General features: G+C 44.9%; 14 protein-coding genes. 11 read left to right on the top strand and 3 right to left on the bottom strand.

Features of this window, described 5'->3' with window-relative positions; translation table 11 throughout:
• Positions 1–27: 27 nt before the first annotated feature.
• The 3 genes from lolB (at position 28) to GWI56_RS00890 (ending at position 2,588) form a co-directional block, all read left to right on the top strand.
• A complete protein-coding gene (lolB, locus tag GWI56_RS00880) occupies positions 28–672 on the top strand; it encodes a lipoprotein insertase outer membrane protein LolB (protein WP_113939046.1) in 645 nt (214 codons plus the stop codon).
• Position 673: 1 nt separating this feature from the next.
• Positions 674–1,528, top strand: a complete 855-nt coding sequence (gene ispE / locus GWI56_RS00885; protein WP_198571871.1) for a 4-(cytidine 5'-diphospho)-2-C-methyl-D-erythritol kinase — start codon at positions 674–676, stop codon at positions 1,526–1,528.
• A gap of 112 nt (positions 1,529–1,640) precedes the next feature.
• The gene (locus GWI56_RS00890; RefSeq protein ID WP_006080255.1) at positions 1,641–2,588 is read left to right on the top strand and encodes a ribose-phosphate pyrophosphokinase; all 948 of its coding nucleotides are present in this window, start codon (positions 1,641–1,643) and stop codon (positions 2,586–2,588) included.
• A gap of 200 nt (positions 2,589–2,788) precedes the next feature.
• Here the strand turns inward: GWI56_RS00890 and GWI56_RS00895 are convergent, their stop codons facing one another.
• Positions 2,789–4,651, bottom strand: coding sequence for a methyl-accepting chemotaxis protein (locus GWI56_RS00895; RefSeq protein ID WP_198571872.1), 1,863 nt, complete (start codon positions 4,649–4,651; stop codon positions 2,789–2,791).
• Positions 4,652–5,090: 439 nt separating this feature from the next.
• Here GWI56_RS00895 and GWI56_RS00900 point away from each other — a divergent pair, with 439 nt between their 5' ends.
• Genes GWI56_RS00900 through GWI56_RS00910 form a run of 3 tightly spaced genes read left to right on the top strand, consistent with a single transcriptional unit; the run spans position 5,091 to position 7,161 of the window.
• The gene (locus tag GWI56_RS00900; protein ID WP_113939254.1) at positions 5,091–5,624 is read left to right on the top strand and encodes an RNA polymerase sigma factor; all 534 of its coding nucleotides are present in this window, start codon (positions 5,091–5,093) and stop codon (positions 5,622–5,624) included.
• Positions 5,624–6,208 (top strand): anti-sigma factor, encoded by a 585-nt coding sequence (locus GWI56_RS00905; RefSeq protein WP_198571873.1) that lies wholly within the window; start codon positions 5,624–5,626, stop codon positions 6,206–6,208. The genes GWI56_RS00900 and GWI56_RS00905 overlap by 1 nt, the downstream gene beginning before the upstream one ends.
• Positions 6,205–7,161 carry a DUF4097 family beta strand repeat-containing protein gene (locus GWI56_RS00910; protein ID WP_198571874.1) on the top strand — a complete coding sequence of 319 codons (957 nt, stop codon included), beginning with the start codon at positions 6,205–6,207 and terminating at the stop codon, positions 7,159–7,161. The genes GWI56_RS00905 and GWI56_RS00910 overlap by 4 nt, the downstream gene beginning before the upstream one ends.
• A gap of 71 nt (positions 7,162–7,232) precedes the next feature.
• On the opposite strand, the gene rsuA is transcribed toward GWI56_RS00910, so the two are convergent.
• The gene (gene rsuA, locus GWI56_RS00915; RefSeq protein WP_198571875.1) at positions 7,233–7,985 is read right to left on the bottom strand and encodes a 16S rRNA pseudouridine(516) synthase RsuA; all 753 of its coding nucleotides are present in this window, start codon (positions 7,983–7,985) and stop codon (positions 7,233–7,235) included.
• Between the two features lie 78 nt (positions 7,986–8,063).
• Here rsuA and GWI56_RS00920 point away from each other — a divergent pair, with 78 nt between their 5' ends.
• The 5 genes from GWI56_RS00920 (at position 8,064) to GWI56_RS00940 (ending at position 13,076) form a co-directional block, all read left to right on the top strand.
• The gene (locus tag GWI56_RS00920; RefSeq protein ID WP_198571876.1) at positions 8,064–8,618 is read left to right on the top strand and encodes a sugar O-acetyltransferase; all 555 of its coding nucleotides are present in this window, start codon (positions 8,064–8,066) and stop codon (positions 8,616–8,618) included.
• Between the two features lie 261 nt (positions 8,619–8,879).
• Complete coding sequence (locus tag GWI56_RS00925) at positions 8,880–10,964, top strand: M13-type metalloendopeptidase (protein WP_198571877.1); 2,085 nt, start codon at positions 8,880–8,882, stop codon at positions 10,962–10,964.
• A 216-nt stretch (positions 10,965–11,180) separates the two neighbouring features.
• Positions 11,181–11,966 (top strand): RelA/SpoT domain-containing protein, encoded by a 786-nt coding sequence (locus GWI56_RS00930; protein WP_198571878.1) that lies wholly within the window; start codon positions 11,181–11,183, stop codon positions 11,964–11,966.
• Between the two features lie 171 nt (positions 11,967–12,137).
• The gene (locus tag GWI56_RS00935) at positions 12,138–12,545 is read left to right on the top strand and encodes an SMI1/KNR4 family protein (protein ID WP_113939053.1); all 408 of its coding nucleotides are present in this window, start codon (positions 12,138–12,140) and stop codon (positions 12,543–12,545) included.
• A gap of 30 nt (positions 12,546–12,575) precedes the next feature.
• Positions 12,576–13,076, top strand: a complete 501-nt coding sequence (locus GWI56_RS00940; protein ID WP_198571879.1) for a DUF4447 family protein — start codon at positions 12,576–12,578, stop codon at positions 13,074–13,076.
• 105 nt (positions 13,077–13,181) lie between these two features.
• On the opposite strand, the gene GWI56_RS00945 is transcribed toward GWI56_RS00940, so the two are convergent.
• Positions 13,182–15,767, bottom strand: a complete 2,586-nt coding sequence (locus tag GWI56_RS00945; protein WP_198571880.1) for a TonB-dependent receptor — start codon at positions 15,765–15,767, stop codon at positions 13,182–13,184.
• Positions 15,768–15,818 lie beyond the last annotated feature (51 nt).

Here is a 15,818-nt window from a genome sequence, read left to right on the forward strand (position 1 = left end):
ATAAGGACTTTGGTATATCAGTCATAGATGAATAATTTGAAGCGCCTCACAAAAACCATTTTCTCTTGTTTTACCTTAAGCGCCCTACTCTTACTGGCGGGGTGTGAAACCTTGCCGCCGATGACTGACTTAAGCCCAATCACAGTCAATGATGCGCGCCAAGCCAAAGCTTGGGAATTACAGGGAAAACTAGCGATAAAAACTCCCGACGATAAACTCAGTGCCAATATCTACTGGCGCCACAGTGAAGATCGCGATGAACTCACACTCACGACTATGCTAGGTACAACGGTGTTGACGCTTAATTCAACCTCAAACTCTGCCCATTTACATATCGATGGCAAAGATTTTCGCGACGATAATGCCCAGCGTTTACTCGAGCGCGTCAGCGGTTGGTCCATCCCCTTGGCCGATTTACCTTTATGGATCACCGGCCAAGTTGGCCCGAATGACCAAGTACTGGAAAGCGATAGCCAAGGCAAACCCAAACAGCTCACGAACACTCAAACCCCACCGCCTTGGCAGGTCACATTTTTAAGTTGGCAATCCCAGAGCGGCGCCAACGTGCCCCATCAATTAAAGCTTGAGCGTGGTGACTTACAACTCAAATTGCAATTGAATCAATGGCAAGCCCTCGGCAAGCCTGCAATCATACTCGAAGAGAAACCTTAGCATGCCCGCAGCAATTTCACGCCATTGGCCAGCACCAGCAAAGCTTAACTTATTCTTACACGTGAATGGTCGCCGCGCAGATGGTTATCATGAACTGCAAACCTTGTTTCAGTTTATTGATTACTGTGACATGCTCGATTTTAAGGTCACTGAAACCGCAGAACTGATTTTGCACTCCAATATCTCTAATGTTGTCGCCGATAGCGATAACTTAATTCTGCGAGCCGCAAAATCATTACAACAAACCACAGGCTTTAGTGGCGGCGCCGAAATCTGGTTGGATAAACGTCTACCCATGGGCGGAGGTTTAGGTGGCGGCTCGTCAGATGCTGCCACCACCTTAGTGGCACTGAACACATTATGGAACACCCAATTATCGACCGAAGAACTGGCTAAAATCGGCCTTAAACTTGGTGCCGATATTCCTGTTTTTATTCATGGTTTCGCCGCTTTTGCCGAAGGTGTAGGTGAACGCTTACAAGCGGTAAATCCGAGTGAGCCTTGGTACTTAATCATCGCACCCGATGCCCATGTATCCACCGCTGAAGTATTCCAAGATCCACTTTTACCACGTGATACCCCGAAACTGGCCATAGATACCTTAATGAACCAACCTTGGGCAAATGATTGTCAAAAACTAGTCGTTTCTAAATACCCTCAAGTTGCCAAGGCATTAGGCTGGCTGCTAGAATATGCGCCGTCGAGAATGACAGGAACAGGCGCATGCGTGTTCGGGGAATTCACACAAAAGCAACAAGCTCTCGCAGCCTTGGCGAAATTACCGTCTGAAATGCAAGGATTTGTTGCACAAGGGATGAATCTTTCGCCGCTCATCACGCGACTCAGTCACCCTTAAACTACTTTCTTCTAGAGTAACCACTTAACGATAACGCCTCGGGTTCCTCCCGTCCCTACATCGTCGTTACTCTAGCCACTAAAATATAAAGCAAACGCCTGAGGTTCATACAGTGCCCGACATCAAGCTCTTTGCTGGGAACGCCACCCCCAGTCTCGCTAAAAAGATAGCCGATCGTCTATTTTGCAAACTCGGAGACGCAGTGGTTGGTCGTTTCAGCGATGGTGAAATCAGTGTCCAAATTAACGAAAATGTACGTGGGGCCGATGTGTTCATCATCCAATCCACTTGTGCGCCGACAAACGACAACCTGATGGAACTCATCGTGATGGTTGACGCGCTACGCCGTGCATCTGCTGGCCGTATCACAGCTGTTATTCCTTACTTTGGTTATGCACGTCAAGACCGTCGCGTTCGTAGCGCCCGTGTACCTATTACTGCAAAAGTGGTTGCCGATTTCCTGTCTAGCGTGGGTGTTGACCGCGTTCTGACCTGTGACCTGCACGCTGAGCAAATCCAAGGTTTCTTCGACGTTCCTGTTGATAACGTATTTGGTAGCCCAGTGCTACTAGAGGATATGTTAGCGAAGAACTTAGATAATCCAGTCGTTGTTTCTCCAGACATCGGTGGTGTTGTTCGCGCTCGCGCAGTAGCAAAACTGTTGGATGATTCTGATTTAGCGATCATTGATAAACGTCGCCCACAAGCGAACGTTGCGCAAGTTATGCACATCATTGGTGATGTTCAAGGTCGTGACTGCATTATCGTTGACGATATGATCGACACAGGCGGCACTCTGTGTAAAGCGGCTGAAGCCTTAAAAGAACATGGTGCGAACCGCGTATTTGCTTACGCAACTCACCCAGTGTTCTCTGGCAAAGCGGCTGAAAATATCGCTAACTCAGTGATTGATGAAGTGATTGTGACTGACACTGTTCCTTTAAGCCCAGAAATGTTGAAAGTGGCTAAAGTAACTCAGTTAACTATGTCTGCGGTACTGGCTGAGGCAATTCGTCGCGTAAGCAACGAAGAGTCTATTTCTGCCATGTTCCGTCACTAATAGTTCCGTCGCTAACAGTTCGGTCACTGAACGTTCTGACTAATCTGAGCGGTTCCAATGCACAGCTTGCTGTTTTAACGAATCACTAAGCTTGCAGAGCTAATTACTCAGACATAAAAACGCACTCCTCGGAGTGCGTTTTTGTTAGTGTATTTTTTAAGCCAGCTTCTGATCATCAGATGTAAACTGGCTTCTACGCATTAGATTTTAAAATTACTCACCGCACGGAATAAGAACTCAGCCTGCGCCTTAAGCTCATCCGATGCGGACGCATTTGCATCTGCCGCATGGGATGACTCCTCAGCGATATCGCGGATCACCACCACGTTCTTGTTCACTTCAGCCGCCACCATACTTTGTTCTTCAATAGCCGCCGCAATTTGAGTACTCATGTCCATAATATTACGCACGTCGTTATTGATAAGCTTCAATAAAGCGCCAGCACTTGCCGCTTGTTCAGCGCTTTCAACGCCTTGTTTTTGGCTAGATTCCATCAATTGCACAATCGATCGGGTACGCGTCTGCAGCGTTTGAATGATGTTAGCAATCTCTTGGGTTGACGATTGCGTCCGCATCGCTAAGTTACGCACTTCATCGGCAACCACAGCAAAACCACGGCCCTGCTCACCCGCACGCGCCGCTTCAATCGCGGCATTCAAGGCTAAAAGGTTAGTCTGCTCAGCAATGCCGCGGATCACATCTAACACGCTACCGATAGTCTCGCTGTCACGTTCCAATTCGTTAACGACCGCTGCTGAGCTATTCAACTGCTCAGCAAGTGACTGGATTTTATGTATCGTTTGCTCAACCTCTAATTGACCACTTTGGGCATTATCGTGGGTCTGACCCGCTTTTGATGCCGCTAATTCGGTTGTTTTAGCAATTTCCTCAATCGTTGCGCCCATCTCAGTGATTGCTGTTGCGACCATGTCGGTCTCATTAAGTTGTTGGCCCACACCTTCGGAGGCGAGCATGGCATTTGCTGAAACACGTTTACAGGAAGTGTTAATCGTTGCGACCGACTCAATCACTTGCTCAATCAGCTGTTGGAAGCTACTCACCATGCTATTGAAATGCTGTGCAATTTCACCGAGTTCATCTTGGGTGGAGGCATCGCACCTCAATGTCAGATCTTTACTCACCTCGATGCGAGAAATGATCTGCGTGATACGCTCAACAGGCGCGATAATACTGCGGATAATCAAGTAGGTAATGATTGATAGTAGTAACGCAATAAAGATAAACACAGTAATACCGACATTAACACTACTACTCTCAGCATCATCAATGGCCTTAAGAGCCAAATTTTTCAAGTCACTCGTACTGCTCTCAGTTTGCTGGTTTGCAGCTAAAACTCGCGCCATAGTACCGTCATTTTCGGTCAAACCAAGCTGCTGTTCCTTATTAATTAAGCTTTTGAAATCCTTTTGATATTGAGTAATAAGCTCTTCAATTTTTCGTTGAGTATCAATATCGATACTCGAGGCATGAAGCTTGTCATTAAACTTACTAATATTAGTATCGAAGGTTTCGACATAACTTAGCTCACGACGCAGCATAAAATCCTTTTCGTTACGCCTAAGTTGCAGCATTGCGGCTTCGAGTGCGGGCTGATCAAATTCTTTGAGTAGCGTTTCAACGTTATGCACCGCAGCTCGTAACGTACCGTACAAACCTGTTTTAGGTGTTAAGCCAATCTCTTGTTGTAGCTGCACCACTTCAGAAAAAGCGGCTTGATACTGATTTAAATTACGGTCAAAACTTTCAAGTGAGGCAGTCGATACCCCATATTCTTTAAAGACTTTCTCTAACTCAGGGACAATACTGTCGATTGCCATGTGGCTTTGCTTATGCAGCTCGACATATTTCAAATCCTTGCGAGCGAAAAAGTCCTTTTCATTTTTACGCAAAATTAAGACGTCGCGCTCTAAATCAAGCACACTTTGAGCCGCGTTAGAAAGTTCCGATTTCACCGAATTTGAATAGAGTTGTAATCCAAACATGGCAATTAGTGCCGAAATAGACACTGCAGCACTGAGTAACAACTTTGAGCGGATTAGCATAGAAAGTCCCCGAATATATAATCTATCTTAAAAAGATAGCTGGAAATTAAGCCTTTAACAGCGCAAACATAGCAATACATTAAAAGTTCACATCAAATACTTTGATAGCTTGTCGATTTAAGCTCCCATACTGTGAGTACCGCATTATTTTTAACTTAGTTCTTCAGGGTGATACCCTACCGTTACTACAAAGTATTTCGTTTTAATTACGTTAAATATACCGTCTCAAAGCAGATGTAAGTGTCATAATATCAATTGATATAAAATGAATTACTTCATTAGCTTAGCAGTACTTTTTCGGGCGAATTCTACTACAAATTACAAAAATGTTACGCTGGATAATTGATCTAAATAAAATATATTTTTTAAGGTTCCAAACCTTTTGTAGCGCCCACTGCGTCAAAACTACAACACTCAATCATTATGGCAGGAAATTACAGTGACAGCAGGGATCCTCCCACTCAATGGCTCAATGTCTGACTTTGAACTGGTCACCTTAGCGAGCCAAGGAGACAGAACTGCCTTCAAGTTGCTGTATCAAAGCCATTACCAACGTATTTACGCCCTATCACTGCGCCTTTGCGGCCATAGCGCTATGGCTGAAGAAATTACCCAAGAGTGTTTTATTTTAGTGTGGCAGAAGTTGCCACAATTTAGAGGTGAGAGTCAGTTTTCCACTTGGTTACACAGTATTTGTGTCAATCAGGCATTGAGCAGCATTCGTAAACAAAAGTCCTTTTGGTCACGATTTATTCCGCTGGAACAAGAAACTGAACCCTTAAGCTCTGATAGCAGCTATAGCGGATTAGATAAGTTAATTTTCAAACTGCCAGAACGCGCTCGCATGGTTTTCGTACTCTGTGCAATCGAAGGTTATCAACATGATGAAATCGCTGACTTACTTGGCATTGCCGTCGGCACCAGTAAGACCCAATACCATAGAGCTAAGCAACTACTACAGGAGATGCTGTAATGACGTTAACGCCGCTTTCCCGTGAACAACAGCTTGAGCAATTGATTAATAGCGCGCCCAAAGAGATGTCGCCTACACATGATCTGTGGCAAGGCATTGAAAAACGCATGGATAAAACGCTGATACCCCAAACGTACAAATCCCAGAAGAGTCACGCTTGGGCGATAGCGGCTTCGTTTATTATTCTAGCGGCATTGGGATATACCCAATTGCCCTATTTCAACTCATTCATAATGCAGCAGACAGAGCTTGCCCAGAACCAAGCTATGCCAGAGCAACCAGAGGATGTGGCCTTACATTTATTACTCACCCAAATTGCAACATTACACCAAGCGCAAGTGGACAACCTAGAACAGGCGCCAAATGCGCTAATGTGGCAAACGAGCATCTTCAGCGCACCCGTTGAGCAAGGTTTAACTGAGCTAAGGCTCGCTGCAACACAGATTTACCAAGCTTTACAAGCGAATCCAACCGATAAACAACTTTGGCAACTGTGGCTTTGGGTGCAGCAGCGTGAGCTCGACCTATTACAACAGGGCCAAAAATTACCCATTAGAAACTCGACACAAGGAAACACCCTATGAGTAACCTCAATCTCACTAAAGCTAGCCTATTGGTTTCGACACTCTATTTAGGCTTAATGGGCAATGTGTTAGCAGCACAAAGCGTTGATAAACAGTTAAGTGTCAGCAGCGACACTCAACTGCAGATCAAAGTCCAACGCGGTGATGTGACCATTCAAACATGGGATAAGAGTGAAGTGAGTGTCACTGGCACATTAGATGAATTGAGCGAAGGCTTTGTGTTTGAGCAACAGGGAAATAGTCTCAATATCGAAGACAAGATGCCTCGCCACTATAATGGCAATAATGACAAAGGATCACAGCTCACCATTAAAGTCCCAAAAACGGTTAAACTCAGTGCAGATACCATATCTGCCAATCTGCAAGTTGCCGAAACTCAAGGTGAACTAGATTTGAATACGGTAAGCGGCAATATCAACGCCAACAACTTAAGTGGTAAACCTGAGTTACATACAGTCTCTGGTGATATCACGACCAAAGCACTTGATGGAAAAATCAAATTAGAAACCGTATCCGGCACGATTCAGGACACTGACAGTAAAGGAGAAATGAATTATCGCCTCGTTAGCGGTGACTTAAAAAGCCACACTCAAGCAGAAAAAGTCACGATTGAACAAGTCTCAGGTGAAGTGAATGCTAACTTTAGCGTCACCAAGGAAATCGAGCTCAGAACCGTCAGCGGAGATTCACAAGTATCACTCGCTAAAAACTTCAACAAAGCAAATTTTGAAAGTGTGAGTGGCGATATTACCGTGATCTTTAATGATGTTCCCGATGCAAGCTTCAACTTAGATGGGGGTCCTGGTGGAAAAATCAACAACGGTTTAACCCAAGATGTACCGCAAAAACAAAAATATGTACCAAGCACAGAGTTATCATTCCAAACAGGCTCTGGCGCTGCCAACGTGAAGATGAATACCATCAGCGGTCATCTGATTTTAAAGAAACAGTAATAAAAGCTATTTAGCACAAATAAAAATGCCGCCCAAGCAAAACTCAGGCGGCATTTTTTATCTCAAACTCGTTAGACTGAAGCTATCTCTTCAGGAGTCAAATATCGCCATTCACCCAGTGCTAAGGAGGGGTCTAATTCAATTTGCCCAACACTTTCACGGTGCAACCCTTGCACATGATTGCCCACAGCGGCAAACATACGCTTCACTTGATGATACTTACCTTCGGTGATGGTTAATCGCACTAATTGTGGATCAATAATCTCCAGTAACGCCGGCTTAGTTAGACCATCTTCACCGCGCAATTCAACGCCAGCGGCAAATATCGCAATCAAACTAGCATCCACAGGCTCAGCGAGTTGCACTAAATAGCGTTTGCCACACTCTTTCTTCGGTGAGGTAATCTTATGCGACCATTGGCCATCACTGGTAATCAACACGAGCCCTGTAGTATCGGCATCTAAACGACCAGCAATGTGAAGAGTTTCTGGCTTAGGCACATCCACTAAGCTCAATACCGAAGGGTAGGTTTCATCTATCGTCGAGCAAATAGTGTCTACCGGTTTGTTAAGCATTAAATAACGCTCGCCCACTAAGACAATCGGCTCGCCTTCAAGGCAAACACACATACCTTCAGTCACTTTAAAACCCGAGTCTTTAACGACTAAGCCATCACAAGTAATATCACCGCGATGCAGGGCTTTTTTCGCTAATGAGCGAGTCAGTGAGGTACTCTCACAGATAAATTTGTCTAAACGCACGTTAATACTCAACTTCAATAAAGAAAACTGCCGTATTATGAAGCCGACCAGTTCAAAGGGCAAAGAATTGCTGCTCAACGCGAGCTGTGTTTCTATATTAGCCCTTACGCATTGACAGTAATCACCATAGGGAAAGATGCTATGACTGAATTCCAAAAGATGATCACAGGCCAAGAATATGATTGTCTTGACAGCGAACTCTTAAGTTTAAGAACACAACAGCAGCGACTGAATCGACAATTAAATCAAACGATTGCTCAAAATAGCACTGAGTACACCCAACTCTGCCAACAACTTCTGCCCCTTAAATCGCCAGTCGCAACTATCTCCACGCCGATTTTTATCAGTTATGGCATCAATCTCACTCTTGCTGACAGAGTGTTCATCAATGTCAATGTCACCTTGCAGGATAATGCCCCCATTTTTATTGATGAACAGACTATGGTCGGCCCCAATGTACAGTTTTATACCTCAAGTCACCCACTTGATGCCGAGCTACGTTGCTCAGGTTTGGAAACCGCTAAAGCGATTCACATCGGTAAACGGGTATGGATTGGCGGCGGCGCAATCATAATGCCAGGAATCAATATTGGTGATGATGCCGTCATCGGTGCTGGCGCCGTAGTGACTAAAAATGTCGCAGCCAAAACAGTGGTTGCAGGTAACCCTGCAAAACTAATTAGGCAACTGAATTAACCCTATTTTAAAATGATAAATCGAAGTGCTCACTTACCTGAAAAGGCCTGCATACGGTAACTTTGCAGCTACTGACTTAAATATGCTCACTGGTAACCTTTAGTTACATATCACTCAAGATAAATCCACGATAAACAGTGTAATGACCTTGTTTCGATTCCTAGTAAGGCATTAACATAGTTCATTGCGCCTGAAGCAATCCCATTTTGCCAAAATAACAGCCCCAATAATGGGCACAATAATAAACTCGAAGGAAACAACATGAGAAAAGTACTCATTGGGGGACTGTGTGCCTCACTTATCGCAGGCCTGACTGCCTGTAATGACAAGGCTGCCGAAGTTAAAGCACCTGAAACTGCTAAAACAGCCACCGCAGCGGCAGTGACTCAAGCACTAGGTTCTGGAATTGAATTTGCTAATTTTGATAAAGCGATTCGTCCACAAGACGATTTCTATAAATACGTTAACGGCACTTGGCTAAAAAACACTGAGATCCCATCCGATCGCACTAGCATTGGCGCTTTCTACGATTTACGTGAAAAATCACGTGACGACGTAAAAGCCATTATCGAAGAAGTGGCTGCAACGCCCAATCTCGCCGCAGGTACAGACGAGCAAAAAGTGGCCGATTTATATCGTTCATTTATGGATACAGAGACACTCAACAAACTGGGAGTCACACCAATCCAAGGCGAATTCGATACTATTAATGCCTTAAAAGATAAGAATGAATTAGTGAAATACTTCGCCCACAGCCAAATCGCTGGCGCGGGTACCCCAATAGCATTTTATATTGATATCGATGCGAAAAACTCTAGCCGTTACGCAACGCATCTCTATCAATATGGCCTAAGCCTGCCAGAGAAAGACTACTACTTTAACGAATCAGAACGCTTCGTTAATATCCGTAAGGCATATGTCGCCCATATCGAAAAAATGTTTACCCTTGCGGGTCTTGCTAACCCTAAAGCCAGTGCTGAAGCTATTTTAGCCTTAGAAACGGCCATTGCTGCCAAGCACTGGGATGTGGTTGAAAACCGCGACAGCACTAAGACCTACAATCTATATCAAGTCAAAGATCTGCCAACACTGGCACCGGATATCGATTGGGCAGGCTACTTAGCCGCTCTTGGCGCTGACAAGCAAACCGATATCATAGTTAACCAACCTAGCTATATCCAAGGGTTAAACGAAGTTTTAAAAACGACTGAGTTAGCCACTTGGAAAACCTATATGCAATGGCAAGTGCTGACGCACGCGGCGAGCAATCTAAGTGAAGCGTTAGACAATGAAAACTTCGCTTTCTTCTCTAAAACCTTAAATGGTCAAGAAGAACAAGAACCTCGTTGGAAGCGTGGCGTTGCAGCCGTCAATGGCGTTCTTGGTGAAGTTGTGGGTAAAGTGTATGTCAAACGTCACTTCACTCCAGAAGCCAAAGACCGTATGCAAGCACTGGTTGAAAACCTGCGTGGTGCTTACGGCGACAGCATCAAAGAATTAACTTGGATGAGCGACAGCACTAAAGTGGCTGCTGCGGATAAATTAGCAAAATTCAACCCGAAAATCGGTTACCCGAACAAATGGGAAGATTACAGTAAGCTGACCATCAAGGCAGACGACTTAGTCGGTAACGCTATGCGTGCCAGCGAAGTTGAACATGCTAAATCATTAGCCAAACTGGGCGCGCCAATCGATAAAGACGAATGGCACATGACGCCACAAACGGTTAACGCTTACTACAACCCAACCATGAATGAAATCGTGTTCCCTGCAGCTATTCTGCAACCACCCTTCTTCAATTTGGCAGCTGACGATGCAGTCAACTACGGTGGTATTGGTGCGGTAATCGGCCACGAAATGGGCCATGGTTTTGACGATCAAGGCGCTAAATTCGACGGCGAAGGCAACATGCGTGATTGGTGGACAGAGCAAGACTTGAAAGAGTTCTCTGCTCGCGGCAAAGCACTAATCGCACAGTACGATGGTTATGCAGTGTTTGATGATCTGCATGTCAACGGCAGCTTAACCTTAGGCGAAAACATTGGTGACTTGTCAGGTGTGACTATCGCTTATCGTGCTTATAAGAAATCGCTTAACGGTAAAGATGCACCCGTTATCGATGGCTTAACGGGCGATCAACGTTTCTTCATCGGCTTCACGCAAATTTGGCGCGCAAAAGCCAAAGAAGAAGCCATGCGTAACCGCGTAGCGACCGATCCACACTCACCTGCGGAATTCCGCGCACTGGGTGCACTATCTAACATGCCTGAGTTCTACACTACGTATGATGTAAAACCTGGCGATGCCATGTATATCGCACCAGAGAAACGCGTAAAAATTTGGTAAGCCAAATTTAAATCACTGTTCAGCGGTATAAGCTGGCCAACAATGGCGCTCACTGTTACAGGGGCGCCATTTTTATTTCCTTAAACCACTGAGTTATGAATGTGAACCCATGCGCAAGATGAACAAGTCTTCATGGTTGGTTCAGCTTTAATTAAGCAATAGAAGCCTATGGTGGATGCGTGACCTGAATAACTCACCCATAAGGAAGTAGGCCGCATGACTAAGTTATTTCGTACCTTTTTTATTTTTCTACTCTTATTATCGAGCCGCGCTGGTGTAGCAAATCCTCTCGACATCAGTGACAGTAAAGCAGAACGTGGTAATTACAGTGCAAGACAGGCATCAAGCCATGACCTACAAGGTCTATATGCACTCAGCAGTCAGACCTTCGATGCGCCTCATCAATCCTCGAATGACTTATCAGTGCTCCATCACCAAGCCTATGATGCACAAGCTGAGCTCGCTCAATTACTCACCAATATTGCCCATTATTCACAGGCACAAGTGATTGTTCCGCCAGTAAAGAGTTACCAAAGAGCAGCCGATAAAGTAGCGACAAAATTTAACGGTGATGCCAGCCAAATTACCGACCTTGCAAGGGCAAGTATTGTGACCGACAGCATTCAAGATCTGATGCAGGCCTACCAAACTTTGAATGAGCACACCCAAGTTGTGAAACAAAAAAACCGCTTTGCTGAACCTAAAGCCTCCGGCTATCGCGATCTCAATCTACTGGTACGCTTACCCCAATCAGGCATGATTGCTGAAGTGCAATTACACCTACAGGATATCGCTGATATCAAAAATGGTCCTGAACACAAGGTATATGAAAAAGTACAGAGGATTGAGGCCAATGCTCGTAAACAACAACGTTCACTAAGTGAGTTTGAACTCGCGCAGATTGCCCAATTACGTCAAGAATCACATAAGTTGTACCACAAGGCATGGCTTAACTATAAACGGGTTGATGAAGCCAGTTTATTAAGAGCATCAGTCGCTTAACTAAAAAGCTTCCACTCTTGCGCTGGTTATCTGTAAAGGTACCAGCGCCTTTTTTTATATTTTACAACGCCTGAAACATCATCTTAATAAGGTGTAAAAAAGCACTCTCTCGCATCAAAGTGCCATTTGAGTATATAATCCCGCGCCATAGCCCTATCAGCAGGAAATGCCATGCACGACATTATTGAGCAACTCCAAGAACGCAGCGAAACTGTTCCTGTACCACTCGAATTACCTACATTTGAGCAGCTCGTCGAAGTCGAAGAGCAAATCCTGATTTCATTGCCAAGGGAGCTAAAAGAATACCTGCTGTATGCCAGTGATGTGATTTACGGCACGATAGAGCCAGTAACTGCATCGGATCCCTACTCGCACACCTACCTGCCCGAAGTGACTTGCTATGCTTGGTCCATCGGTATGCCAAGGGACATGATTGCCATTTGTCAGCAAGGTGACGCTTTTTACTGTATCGACCAAGATGGTCAAGTACATTTCTGGAAAAACGGCGACTTTACCGATATCTATTGGGAGTCGTTTTGGGAATGGGTTGAAGAAATCTGGTTAAAGATCAAATACTAATTTTACTTTTATTGCATCGAGAACACGATTATGTCTAAGAACATTGGCTTGAATGCCATCGAAATGAGCTACTTACGCCAGTCACTCAGCTTAAGCGCGGCTCAAGTTGGTGCTCTGACTAACCATAGCGAAGCCGATGTACTCGCCTGGGAAAGCGGTGAACAACTGGCACCTGAGCTGGCGCAAAAGAAACTGCTTGATATTGATGACATCATTGAGATGCAAGTGCTCAACACCTGCGATGGTATCGAAGAACTATTTAAGAAAGAACCTAAGCGTCACTTAGCCTTCGTGGTCTACCCCACTCAAGCGGTTTACACACAATACAACCCCGAATTCTTAAGTTCACTGCCTTTTACTGAGCTGTACAACACGGCCGCTTGGCGCATTAAGAAAGAGTGCAAACTGGTCCTAGAAGTCGACGTCAGCCTAGTGGCTCTCGACGTGGAGGCCTACAAAGCCTTCCGTGAACCAACCAAAATGAGTGAAAGCCGCGAAAGTCGCGCAAAGTGGGCAGCGACTCAGTTATAAACTCAACCGTCACAAGTTTAACCCTATAAAAATAAAGGCCAATATCATTATTGGCCTTTTTTATTAGAGATCACGCCACCCATCATAAATGACGCTAAGCGGTAGTTAGAAGTTCATCGTGAATTTAGTGTAAATGTAGCGGCCCATAGGATTATGTACTGAAATAACATAGCCGTAGAGATCCGTATCACCGTCACCGATAGCAAATGGTGGCTCTTCATCAAATACGTTGTTCACGCCTAGTGTCAGCTTGAACATTTCATTGAAGCGATAAGTACCAGACATGTCGACCAATAATTGAGAGTCGATCATACGAGACTTATTACTTTCAAAATCAAGTACACCATCGAAATTGATATCTGGGGTATCTTCAAATTCACCGATGTAACTCAAATTAATATTGGCGGCAAAATTATCCATAGTCCAGTTAGTGGTGAGTAACCAGCGATGTTGAGGAAACTTATACTCACCCGTGTAATCCAGACCATCTTTCTCAAAATTATGTAAGTAGCTGTACTCTAAGCCAAACTTCAAATCCCCATAGCTATCTAACTCAAAACCATAATGACTAGAGACATCCATCCCTTGTACATCTTGAGAGCTTAAGTTGATAAAGCTTGAATGGATAATACTGATCGGTCCTAAAGTTTGACCTAGCTGTGGCGTTAAGCGCTCGCACACAGTGCTATTTTGATCGTTACAATTTGCAGTATAGATATCGCCTAATGGCTGTTTATCAATTTTGTTGTCTTGCGTGATGCTAAAGATATCAAAACCCACATCAAACGTCTGACTCGGCGCCCAGATCATACCGACGTTCCAAGTTTCGGATTCTTCAGCATCCAGCTCAGAGTTACCTTCAAATTCAGTGTTGTAATCTAAGGCTTCACAGTCAACATTATCGGCAGCGCAACGGTAAGTATCGACAAAGAAACTACTTTCGCGAGATGGACCAAGACCGATTTGCGCTAACGAGGGTGCACGGAAGCCCGTAGACCAAGACGCGCGCGCCGTTAGCTCGTCAGTCACTCCCCATTGAAAGGCGACTTTAGGGTTAGTCGTTGAACCAAAATCGCTGTAATGATCATATCGACCAGCGAGTTGCAACTCGAAGTTATCCGTGACTGGAATAGATAATTCCATATAAGCGGCATATTGCTCACGGGATGCCGCCGCAGAGACAGCTTCAGTACCAAAAATCAATCCACGTTGGAATTGCTCATCGGGCACATCACTGACATCTTCTTCGCGATATTCAGCTCCCGCCGCCATCATGATGTCGCGACCAGCCAAGGTAAATGCTTGACCAGATATGTTAGCCGCATAAGATGTCATGTTTGACAAACCTTGGCGTACTAAACTGGTGGTAATAGCGTCAATGACCTCTTGTGAGTTCATCGTGCCGCCGAAAGGATTGTAACGACCCGCATCAATTTCACGTTGCAAATAATCTGTTCTTACCCAGCCTTGGCTGCGATCACCCGTTTGAGTCGACTCACTGCGACCTTTTTGAACAGAAGCTTCCCAATCCCACTCTTTTACTACACCGCGTAAACCAGCAACTAAACGTAAACTATCGGATTCAATATCCCAACGTCGCGCCCCCGCATCAACCGTACGGAAGCGACCAATTTCAATATCTTTCCCCCAAGGATTATTCGGGTGAGATCCAGGTACAGTTAAACCAGCATCCTCGTCAAGTGGTGTCGGTGCTCCACCTGCGATTGAGGTATTGTGCTGCGCCGCTAACTCTAAAAATGCTGTTAAATCATCATTAAAATGATAGTCAAATTGGCCAATAGCCCCTACGCGCTCCGCAGCCGGCGCAACAAAATTGTATGAGCCGTACTCAAATAAACAACTTCCACTCGCGGTTGCACTATCAGCAGGACAAGCAGGGTCGATAGTTTTAACACCATCAACATAGAAATACCCAGGAAAACCACGGGAAGAACGAAAATCTTCACCACCATAAGGTGATTGATTTGAAACACCAAAACGTCCTAAATCAGTCGCAGCTAAAGTATCATTTTTGAAATAGTCGAGGATAACCGATGCGCTACCCTTATCGGACTTCATCCCCCACACCATATTCGCTGTAGTTTCATCGTAGCCAGTGCCTGAAGCATCACCGTAGCCAAGATTGACCTCAATACCTTCAATATCTTTTTTCAGAACTATGTTAACCACACCCGCGATCGCATCAGAACCATAAATAGCCGATGCACCGTCCTTCAGTATGTCGATACGTTCAATAGCTGATACCGGAATATTATTGATATCAACAAAGGAATTAGTGATACCTTCGGCAAAAGCACTCGCCGCAACACGACGACCGTTAATTAACACTAAGGTCGCGTCTGGGCCTAAACCACGTAGACTGATAGATGCGCCGCCGTTGGCGGTTGAATCTTGGCTGTTTCCTCGGGTAGAAAACGCGCCAGCACCATTGGCAGGCATGCGTTCAAGTAATTGCTGCAGGTTATCAAATCCCATATTGGCAATATCGTCTTTACTGATCGATTGAATAGGGGAAGGGCCTTCAATATCGGTACGTTTAATACGGGAACCCGTTACTTCAATACGTTCAACTTTTTCTGCACCTTTATCGGCAGCATGGGCCACTGTTGGCGCATATGCCATAGCAATTGCGATTGCACAAGCACTGGGTAGAATCTGAGGTCTGTTCATACATTTCCCTTGTTTTATTTATCTCATTAAAATTATTTTAACAATAAGAAA

The organism is Shewanella sp. DW31 (assembly GCF_015767295.1).
In the GTDB taxonomy this organism is placed as follows: Bacteria; Pseudomonadota; Gammaproteobacteria; order Enterobacterales; family Shewanellaceae; genus Shewanella; species Shewanella oncorhynchi.